Here is an 8,173-nt window from a genome sequence, read left to right as displayed (position 1 = left end):
CGTCACGACCGGCGAACTCGGAGACGTCCCACGACTGCCAGTTGAGCGCGCCGCCTTCGGGGCCGGTGGCCGTGCGGACGACCTCGCCGTCGACGAGGAGCCGCACCTCGAGGGTGCCGTTGAACCGGCGCCGCAACCCCTCGTATCGGAACCCGAGCTTCTCCACGACGCGGAGCGACGGCTGGTTCTCGGGGCGGATGCAGATCTCCATGCGGTGCAGGCGCAGCACCGAGAAGCAGTGGTCGGTGGCGAGCGCGACCGCGGTGGGCGTGATCCCGCGGCCGGCGACCGACTGCGAGACCCAGTAGCCGATCGTCGCCGACGACAGGGAGCCGAACGTGATCGACGACACGTTGAGCTGCCCCACGAGTTCTCCGTCGAGCTCGATGACGAACGGCAGGGCATGGCCGGTGCGGGCATGCGCGAGGAGGTTGCGGATGCTCGCGCGCGTGTCGATGAACGATCCGCCGCCCGGGTACGTGGCCTCCCACTGCCGGAGCCAGCCGCGATTGTCGAGCAGCACGCGCTCGAGCGCCTTCGCGTCGCGCGCGCGGATCGGCCGCAGGGTGACGTCCCCGTCACGCAGCGTGGGGATCGCGGCCGTCGCCATGGGTCAGCTCCGGCCGAAGCCGGCGACGTAGTCGACCAGCCAGGGCCTCAGCTCGGGACCGAGGTCGTCGCGGTCCGCCGCGAGCTGCACGACCGCCTTGATGTAGTCGAGCTTGTCACCGGTGTCGTAGCGTCGGCCGCGGAACACCACGCCGTACACGCCGCCGGTGCCCTCGACGTCGGCCGCCATCTCCATGAGCGCGTCCGTCAGCTGGATCTCGCCGCCCTTTCCCGGCTCGGTGCGCTCGAGCACGTCGAACACCTCGGGCTTCAGCACGTAGCGCCCGATCACGGCATAGTTCGACGGCGCGACGTCCTTCGCTGGCTTCTCCACGAGCCCGGTGACGCGGACGACGTCGGGGTCGTCGGTGGGTTCGACGGCGGCCGCGCCGTAGAGGTGGATCGAGTCGGGATCGACCTCGAGGAGCGCGACGATCGTCGCACCGCGCCGGTCGTGCTCGTCGAGCATGCGGGTCAGAAGCGGGTCCCTGGCGTCGATGAGGTCGTCGCCGAGGAGCACCGCGAAGGACTCGTCGCCGACGTGCTTGCGCGCGCGCAGGACGGCGTGACCGAGGCCCTTCGGATCGCCCTGGCGCACGAAGTGCACGTCGGCGAGGTCGCTCGACTCCTGCACCGTCGAGAGCTTGGCGCCATCGCCCTTCTCCTCGAGCGTGTGCTCGAGCTCGGCGACGCGGTCGAAGTGGTTGGCGAGCGCGTTCTTGTTGCGACCGATGATCATGAGGACGTCGTCGAGGCCGGCCGCGACGGCCTCCTCCACGACGTACTGGATCGCGGGCTTGTCGACGACCGGGAGCATCTCCTTGGGCATCGCCTTCGTCGCCGGGAGGAATCGCGTGCCGAGGCCCGCGGCCGGGATGACGGCCTTCGTGATCCGTTGAGTCATGCCGACAGCGTAACCGGATGTCGCGACACGGCGCAGGGCCGACGCGGAGTCGTCGTCGTCCTAGGATGTCTGCCATGCCCGACGATCCGGACGTCCAGAAGCGCGTGCTGCGTGCGGAGCTCCGGGAGCGCCGCCGGAACATGCCGGCGCACGAGCGGGAGCTCGCGACCGAGGGATTCACCGCCCGTCTGCAGGAACTCGTCGGGTCGACCGACGCCGAGTCGCTGTCGTGCTACCTCTCGATGCCGACCGAGCCCGACACCCGTCCGTTCGTGAACTGGGCTGAGGCCCGCGGCATCCGAGTGCTGTTCCCGATCACCCGGGAAGACGGCCTGCTCGACTGGACCGTCGGCGAGGAGGAGGTCGAGACGCAGGGCCTGCACGGCGTGCCCGAGGCGGTCGGCGAGCTGCTCGGCCCGATGGCGATCAACGACGTCGACCTCATCCTCGTGCCGGCCGCCGCGGTCGACGTCACGGGCATGCGCCTCGGTTGGGGCCGGGGCTATTTCGACAAGACCCTCGGTTCGATGGGAAAATGTCCTCCGGTGTACGCCGTCGTCTTCGACAGCGAGTTCGTCGAGCGGGTGCCGCGCGAGGTGCACGACCAGGCCGTCAACGGCATCGTCACCCCCACGCGCATCATCGCGTTCTGAGCGGCGCACCACGATCCGGAAGAGTCACATGCCCACGTATTCCTACCGCTGCACCGAGTGCGACAACGCCTTCGACATCCACCAGGCCTTCACCGACGACGCCCTCACCGTGTGCGAGGTGTGCGGGGGTCGCCTGCGCAAGCTCTTCAACACCATCGGCGTGACCTTCAACGGCTCGGGCTTCTACCGCACCGATTCCCGCGCCGACGGGGCGAAGGGGAAGTCGGATGCCGCGTCGGGCGGCTCGGGGTCGGGCACCGCGTCATCGGGGTCGGGCTCGGGGTCCTCGGGCTCGGGGTCGTCGGGCTCGGGGTCCTCGGGCTCGACCGGCTCGTCGGGAGCGTCGGGCAGCGCGAAATCGACCGGATCGGGCTCGTCGGCTAGCGTGGCCTAGGCGTGCCCGCGCGGGGCGCAGATCGAGGAGGCGGCGTGCTCAAGGGGTTCAAGGAGTTCATCCTTCGCGGGAACGTGATCGAGCTGGCGGTCGCCGTCGTCATCGGCGCGGCGTTCACCGCCGTGGTGAACTCGATCGTGAACAACCTCATCAACCCGTTGATCGGCGCGATCTTCCGCGCCGACAGCCTCGACACGGCGCTGGTCTGGTCGATCCCGACCCTCGACGGCGGAACGGCCGACGTGAAGTTCGGCGCGGTGCTCGGATCGATCCTGACCTTCGCCATCGTCGCGGCCGTCGTGTACTTCGTCTTCGTGATGCCGATGAACCACCTGAAGGATCGAACCGCGGCCAAGCGCAATGCCGGAGTTCCCGACGCCGACGAGCCCGAGAACGAGATCACGCTGCTCGCCGAGATCCGGGACCTGTTGGCCGAGCGCGACCGCGTCCTGCCCGCGGGCGGCACGGAACCGGTCGGGGCGACCACCTCCGGCAAGCACGCGGAATAGTCAGGCGTCTCCCGCTCGGCATCGCTTCGCACCGCTCCGCACCGCCTCGGCGACGCCGCCGTCGGCGCGACGTCGTCCCGGTCACCAGTGCGGCGGGCGCTCCCTCGTGATCCGTTCGTCGTCAGGGCTCGGGCGACCGCGCGGCGGCTTGGGCTCCGGCGGCTCGTCCGCTCCTGTCGCTGCCGGCTGCTCGGGCGACGGGTCCGACCCCGGGGCCGGAGTGAGTCGTGCGCGGCGCGACTTCCCGCCGGCGCGCTCCACGCGCTGCCTGGGCTCCTCGGGCATCAGCTGGCCGCGGCATCCGCCGGACTGGCCTCGGGCTTGCCGAGGACGGTGGCGACGCGGGTGGCGACCGCCTCGGGATTGCCGAAGAGCTCGAAGCTGTGCACCCTGAGGTAGTGCCAGCCGAGCCGGCGCAGCACGTCGGGCCGAAGCCGCAGTGACTCGCGCAGGCTGAGGCCCTCGAACGCCTCGTCGGTCTCGACCACGACCGCCTTGCCGGCGTGCGCGGCCGCGAGCGGAAGCCTGCCGCGATGGTCGACGCTGACCCGGATGCCGCGGCGCGCGAGCCGTGCGGCCAGGTCGGCGAGCATCGACGCCCCGGCCTCGCCGTCGACGGCGGCGGCGGCGCGTTCCTCGGTCTGGCTGAGGATGTTGGCGAGCGCGAGCACCCCGTGGGACTGGCGCTCCTCGTCGATGTCCTCGGGCCGGAACGCGGACACGAGGTCCATCGACCGGCGGGCGCGCGTCATGCCGACGGCGAGGAGGCGGTCGCCGCCGGGTTCACCCAGCGACCCGAAGTTCGACAGGAGCCGCCCGTGCGGGGTGCGGCCGTAGCCGACGGAGAAGATGACGCGATCGCGGCTCTGCGCCACGGCCTGCTCGAGGGTGAGCACCGTGAACGGCTCGGCACGGTCCTTCAGGATGAAGTCCGACAGGTCGGTGCGCTTGGCGAACGCCGCCAGCACCGACTGGTGCACGCGCGCCGCGTGGCGGGCACTCGCCGTGATCACCATGAGCGATTCCCGCGGCCGCTTCACGGCGTGGTCCATGACGAGCTCGACCACCTTCGCGACCTCGGAGTCGATGCTCTCGACCGTGCCCGTGACGGCGTCGGGGAGCCCGTTCCCGCGCACGTAGTGGAGGCCGAGGCTCCCGTGGCCGAGGAAGCTGCCCGCCCACGGCAGCGATTGGATGCGTCCGGCGTAGAACCGCCGGTTCACGAGCTCGGCGAGGTCCTCCCCGCCGGCGCGGTAGCTCCGCGTGAGGGTGAGCGTGGGCAGCAGCTCGCCGAGCCGGGCGAGCGCGGAGTCGGCGTGCAGCGCGTCGACGCCGTGTTCGGTGGTGCCGGCCGAGCCGGGCTCCGAGTCGTCGATGCCGGTCTCGAACACGGTCGGCGTCTGCGTCACCGGGTCGCCGAACGCGATGACCTGGCGCGCGCGCCGGATCGCGCCCAGGTTCTCGGCGATGGTCGTGGATCCCGCGTCCACGAGCACGACCGTGTCGAACGGGATCGCGTCGTCGATCTCGGGCACCTCGTAGGGCGATGCCAGCCAGATCGGCGCGAGCGTGCGGAACAGGTGCGGCGTCTCGGCGTGCAGCGCGGCGGGGCGCACGCGGTCGCCGCGGAGCATCCGCTTCAGGCGCTGCCCCTCGTCGGGATGGTCGACGAGCGCGACCTTCCAGTTCTCGGCGAGGTGCCACGCCAGTTGCGGTCCGGCCGCTGACGCGTGCGCCTCGTCGACGAGGCGGAAGTCGCCCTCGAGCCGGTCGAGCACCGTCGTGTTCGCGCCGAGGAGCGCCTTGTCGCCCGCGAGCATCGACTCGAGCACCGACTGCCACCAGGCGAGCTCCAGCTCTGCGGCGACGGCGCGCTCCGGCACGTGGCGCTTGGCGAGGTCGAGCAGCAGCGGGTCGAGGCCGAGCTCGCGCAGGCGCGAGAGCACGGCCGTGCGCTCCTGGAGGTTCGTGAGCACCTCGGATTCCGCCGCGAGGCCGCGCAGGTCGGACAGGAGCTCGCGAACCGGGCTGGCGGCGAGCTGGCGGGGCGTGCCCACCACCCCGAGCGGCGCGTCGAGCGCGGCGAGGTCGGTGGCGACGGTGCGGAAGGCGACGTGCACGTCGTCGATGCCGACCGGCACGCTCGGGATGGCGCCCGCCTCGGAATAGCGCTGCCACAGGGTGCGCTGCTGCTGGATGCCGCGGAGCGCCCCGTTGAGGTCGGTGACGTGCACCCCGGGGCGCACGTACTCGAGCGCCAGGCGGCGCAGGCGACGACGATTGGGACCGGACATGCCCGGCGAGTCGCGGCGGGCCGACGTGGCGGCGATGAGCTCGCCGAGCGGACGGTCGAACACGGACGGCTGGAACCGGTCGAGCGTCTCGCGCACGTCGAGGAGCAGGCGCAGGAACACGCCGAGCTCGGCGACCGACTCGAACGGCCGGAGCCGGGTCTGCGCGATGAGGGCCCGCCCGCGCTCGAGCAGACGCGGCAGCTCCGTGGCGTCGAGCCGCTTCGCGAGGTCGTGCGCGTGCGTCGCCTCGTCGGAGGAGGTGAACGACGCCCCGTACCACGGGGAATCGCCGGGGCCGTAGCGGAACTCGCCGAGCTCGGCGGCCCGGGCGAGGTCGTGGGCGACGCGGTCGCGGTCGGTGGCGAGCGCCACGAGCGAGGCATGGTCGAGCCGGGCGGTCGTGGATGGCGATTCGGGCAATTGCGCCAGCTTCGCGAGCTCCCCGAGGGCGTCGAGCACGGACACGTGCAGCTCGGGGTCGTCGCGAGTGAGGGCGGTGCGGTAGTCGAGCAGCACCTTGCGGAGACGTACGAGCGCGTCGTCGACGTCGGCGACCCGCGGCTGCTCGGCCTTCTCGTTGCGGGAGATCGCCTGGATGAGGTCGCGTCGGAGGCTCGCCGTGGCGACCGCGGCACCGCCCAGGCCGACCTGGCCCAGCCGGTGCGCGATGCCGTCGAGGCTCGCACGACGTGCGCCGACCACGAGGACCCGCTTGTCCTTGGCGACGAGGGCCCCGATCGCGTTGACGATCGTCTGGGTGCCGCCGGTGCCCGGCAGTGTCTTGACGACGAGCGACGAGCCCGACTCGATCTCGGCGACGACCTGCTCCTGCTCGGGGTCGGCGTCGAGGAGGAGGTGATCGGTCGACGGCGGGCGCTGGTCCTGCGGCACGGGTCGGGCGCGCTCGCCCTGCTCGGCGAGCGATGCGCGCGCGGCCGCATTGCCGGCGATGGCGTCGATGACCGGATGATCGAGCCGTCGCACGTCATCGGCCATCGCCGGACCGACCTCGGCGAACGCCGACACCACGAGTCGTGGCGCGACATGGAACCACGGCAGGTGCGAGGTGAGACCGCGCAGGCGGTCGATCACGGGCTGCGGCTTGAAGACCCCGTTGGTGATCGCGAGGGCGACGAACGCGTCGGCGTCGAGCGTGATCTGGAACTGCTCGCGCAGCTCGCGCGCGAGCGCCGGGTTGAGGAACGGCTGGCCCTTGAGCTTCAGCTCGAAGTCGCGGCCGTACCTGCGGATCGCGAGGGGGCGGAGCAGCACGGGCGCGAGGTACTCCTCGCCGGCGTTGCGCCACGACGCGAGCCCGATCGCGAGGTGCACCGACTCGATGCCCCGCACCGAACGGAGCTCGATGCCCTTCTGCGTGATCTCCGCAGCCGCGAGGCGCGCGTTGCGCAGGGCGAGCTCGTCTCGGATGAGGCTCGAGAGCAGGGTCGACTTGCCGGTGATGAACTGCGGCAGGCCGCCCGGATGCGTCGTGGACAGCTCGATGCGGGTGCGCGGGGTGTCGACGAAGCGCACGAGCGGCGACCGCCCGCCGACCTCCGCGAGCTCGGTGCGCCAGCGGTGCCACGCGGGCTCCGCAACATTGCCGGCGACGAGTTCGGGGTCGCCGAGGCTGACTCCGTCAGGGCTCGTGGTGTCGTGTCGCATAGGATCCGGGGTGAGTTGCTCCGCGGCGGCATCCGACTCGGACCCGAGGAGGTCCTCCTCGTCATGGTTCCGATCGAGCCGCCACACACGGACACCATACGTGGCTTCGCACGGAATCGAGGGAGCATCGCCGGTTCCGGCGGCGTTTCGACACCCCCGGTATGCTGCTGTGTTCGGATGCCCCGACGAACCACCACCGCTCGCGCGCCCACTCGAAGGAGTCCCGATGCAGACCACCACCCCTGCCGAGGTGCACGCCGTCGACGGTGCCCACATCCTCGACGTGCGCGAACCCGACGAGGTGGTGCGGGCCCGCATCGACGGCGCGCAGCACATCCCGCTCGGGTCGCTCGTGGAGCGCATCGGCGAGGTGCCGCGCGATCGCACGGTCTACGTGCTGTGCCACGTCGGCGGACGGAGCGCCCAGGCCACGCAGTACCTGGAGGCCCAGGGCTTCGACGCCGTCAACGTCACGGGTGGGATCGTCGGGTGGTACCGCGCGGGACTGCCCGTCACCGTGGCCGACGACGCCTGAGCGCCGCGATCAGCGCGCGGCCTGCAGCTCCAGCCCGTGCGCGGCGGCGACGCCCTCGTTGACGAGGCGGCCGGCGGTGGCGTTCAGGCCCAGCGCGAGCGCCGGGTCCGCGGCCAGCGCCTCCTCCCAGCCGAGGTCGGCGATCTTCAGCGCGTACGGCAGCGTGGCGTTCGTGAGCGCCGGCGTCGAGGTGGCGGGAACCGCGCCGGGCATGTTGGCCACGCAGTAGAAGATGGCGTCGTGCACCCGGTAGGTCGGCTCGGCGTGCGTCGTCGGGTGCGAGCCCTCGAAGCATCCGCCCTGGTCGATCGCGATGTCGACGAGCACGGCACCCGGCTTCATGCCCGCGACCATGTCGTCGGTGACGACCTTCGGCGCCGCCGCGCCGGGCACGAGCACCGCGCCGATCACGAGGTCGGCGTCCTTCAGCTGGCGCGCGATCTCGTAGGGCGATGAGGCCAGCGTCTTGATGCGGTGGTCGTAGCGGGCGTCGAGCTCGCGCAGCTTGGGCAGCGAGATGTCGAACACCGTGACGTCGGCGCCGAGGCCCAGCGCCGTCGCCGCGGCCTGCTCGCCGGCGACGCCGCCGCCGATGACCACGACCTTCGCC

Annotated in this window: 8 protein-coding genes; 4 read left to right on the top strand and 4 right to left on the bottom strand. The window is 71.7% G+C overall.

The window, feature by feature from the left end:
- Together GH736_RS13095 and galU are read right to left on the bottom strand one after the other, a co-directional pair.
- Window positions 1-610, bottom strand: a 610-nt coding sequence (locus tag GH736_RS13095; protein ID WP_159603961.1) for a GNAT family N-acetyltransferase, incomplete at its 3' end; no start/stop codon positions are given.
- Window positions 611-613: 3 nt separating this feature from the next.
- On the bottom strand, window positions 614-1,513 hold the full coding sequence (gene galU, locus GH736_RS13090) for a UTP--glucose-1-phosphate uridylyltransferase GalU (RefSeq protein WP_159603959.1): 900 nt from the start codon (window positions 1,511-1,513) through the stop codon (window positions 614-616).
- 74 nt (window positions 1,514-1,587) lie between these two features.
- On the opposite strand from galU, the gene GH736_RS13085 reads away from it, so the two are divergent.
- The 3 genes from GH736_RS13085 to mscL are packed head-to-tail and all read left to right on the top strand — an operon-like array spanning window position 1,588 to window position 3,069.
- Window positions 1,588-2,166 (top strand): 5-formyltetrahydrofolate cyclo-ligase, encoded by a 579-nt coding sequence (locus GH736_RS13085; RefSeq protein WP_159603957.1) that lies wholly within the window; start codon window positions 1,588-1,590, stop codon window positions 2,164-2,166.
- A 28-nt stretch (window positions 2,167-2,194) separates the two neighbouring features.
- Entirely contained in the window at window positions 2,195-2,560 is a 366-nt protein-coding gene (locus GH736_RS13080; RefSeq protein ID WP_159603955.1) for an FmdB family zinc ribbon protein, read from the top strand.
- A 35-nt stretch (window positions 2,561-2,595) separates the two neighbouring features.
- Window positions 2,596-3,069, top strand: a complete 474-nt coding sequence (gene mscL / locus GH736_RS13075; RefSeq protein WP_159603953.1) for a large conductance mechanosensitive channel protein MscL — start codon at window positions 2,596-2,598, stop codon at window positions 3,067-3,069.
- A gap of 284 nt (window positions 3,070-3,353) precedes the next feature.
- Here the strand turns inward: mscL and GH736_RS13070 are convergent, their stop codons facing one another.
- Complete coding sequence (locus tag GH736_RS13070) at window positions 3,354-7,115, bottom strand: AAA family ATPase (protein ID WP_159603951.1); 3,762 nt, start codon at window positions 7,113-7,115, stop codon at window positions 3,354-3,356.
- A gap of 139 nt (window positions 7,116-7,254) precedes the next feature.
- On the opposite strand from GH736_RS13070, the gene GH736_RS13065 reads away from it, so the two are divergent.
- On the top strand, window positions 7,255-7,563 hold the full coding sequence (locus GH736_RS13065; RefSeq protein WP_159603949.1) for a rhodanese-like domain-containing protein: 309 nt from the start codon (window positions 7,255-7,257) through the stop codon (window positions 7,561-7,563).
- 9 nt (window positions 7,564-7,572) lie between these two features.
- Here GH736_RS13065 and GH736_RS13060 read toward each other — a convergent pair.
- On the bottom strand, window positions 7,573-8,173 hold a 601-nt coding region (locus GH736_RS13060), incomplete at its 5' end, for an alanine dehydrogenase (protein WP_235934162.1).

This window comes from Agromyces humi, from assembly GCF_009720255.1.
Classification (GTDB): Bacteria; Actinomycetota; Actinomycetes; order Actinomycetales; family Microbacteriaceae; genus Agromyces; species Agromyces humi.
The sequence above is the reverse complement of the archived record's forward strand: the minus strand, read 5'-3'. Positions and strand labels throughout refer to the sequence as shown.